Here is a 943-nt window from a genome sequence, read left to right on the forward strand (position 1 = left end):
TAAAACAAAAAAGAGAAGCAGGCTTGTTAGATATTTCTAACAAATAGGTGTTACAAAGTGGTACATTTTTCCACTGCGCTTTGGTACATTTTTGGATTGCACTTGACAGCATTTATGACTTCTTAGTTTATCAAGATTGTTTTTATATATTTCTGGTACAGATTTCAATTTTAAATCATTTACTCCACCAATATAAAAAGATAAATTCCATCTATTACTCCCCTAATAAATAATCTGAATTTTAACTTGCATATTTAACCTTTGGATGTTTAAAAAAGTTAGCAACTTTTTGTGGATTTTTTTGAAGAGATAACATATATTTTTCTGTATTACTACGTATTTGTTTTTGACTTGTTGGTAATTCATATTTATTAGCACTTTGTTTGTAATCTTGATTTAAATATTCATCTGGATTATAATCTGGTGAATATGCAGGTAGATAAAAAAGTTTGATATATTTTGCATTCTCTTCTTCCCAAGCTTTAACAAGTTTTGCATGATGTACTCTTAGGTTATCTACTATTAAAAATACTTTTTTACCGTTATTTGATTCAATCACTTTTTCACAAAATTCTATAAAACTATCAATCTTTATAGATTCATCATATAATGCAAACATCGATTTACCTGTATTTGTTATTGCACTAATCATATTTATCTTAAATTTCTTTGCTGTATGCTCTAGTACTGGCTTATTATGTGTTCCAATAGGTGCATATCCTTTAAGGTTATTGGGTAAACTTTGACAAGCTGTCTCATCAGCCCACCAAATATCTGCATCTTCTTTTTTTGCTTCTTTTTTTATTTTTGGATATGTTTCTTCTAACCAAGCTTTTGTAACACTATCTTTTCTTTCATATGCTCTTTTAATTGGTTTCTTTGAAGTAAATTGCCATTTTGCTAAATAATCTCCTACTGTACTTATTGGCATATCAATATCAAG

Annotated in this window: 1 protein-coding gene; it reads right to left on the reverse strand. The window is 28.1% G+C overall.

Annotation, left to right across the window (positions count from 1 at the left end; translation table 11 throughout):
• Window positions 1-241: 241 nt before the first annotated feature.
• The coding region (locus IQC44_RS11395) for an IS630 family transposase (protein ID WP_198306477.1) at window positions 242-943 on the reverse strand (702 nt) is incomplete at its 5' end.

It is taken from the genome of Arcobacter vandammei, assembly GCF_016106035.1.
In the GTDB taxonomy this organism is placed as follows: Bacteria; Campylobacterota; Campylobacteria; order Campylobacterales; family Arcobacteraceae; genus Aliarcobacter; species Aliarcobacter vandammei.